The sequence below is a fragment of the Gilvimarinus gilvus genome (assembly GCF_030518155.1).
GTDB classification, from domain to species: domain Bacteria; phylum Pseudomonadota; class Gammaproteobacteria; order Pseudomonadales; family Cellvibrionaceae; genus Gilvimarinus; species Gilvimarinus gilvus.
The window spans coordinates 1-348 of record NZ_JAULRU010000756.1 but is presented as its reverse complement, the minus strand read 5'-3'; the positions used below and the strand labels follow the sequence as shown (position 1 = coordinate 348).

The window sequence follows — 348 nt, the reverse complement described above, 5'->3', positions numbered from 1 at the left end:
ATCTTGAGGTGTGGAATCAGCGCTTCCTTGAGTTGTCAGGCTTTACAGAGGCGGAATTGAATACACAGCCGCTTTTTGGTGATCTTATCGCTCAGTGTGAGTTAATTCTGTTAACGCCATTTAGCAATCATCATAGTAGTAATGGGACCATCGAGCTTGAGCAGAGTTTACGAAATGGTCAGGTTATTGAGATACGTACTCACCCCATTCCTGAAGGTGGGTTTGTAAATACCTATACCGATATCACCGAGCGACACCAGTATGCTGAGACGCTGCGAGAAAGTGAGCAATGGATACGTTTAATTACAGACCATGTTCCAGCGCTTATCGCTTATGTTGGCGATGATC

Annotated in this window: 1 protein-coding gene; it reads left to right on the top strand. The window is 44.8% G+C overall.

The features are described from left to right. Nucleotides 1–348: PAS-domain containing protein (locus QWI17_RS19415; protein WP_302724187.1), on the top strand; the 348-nt coding region annotated here is incomplete at both ends.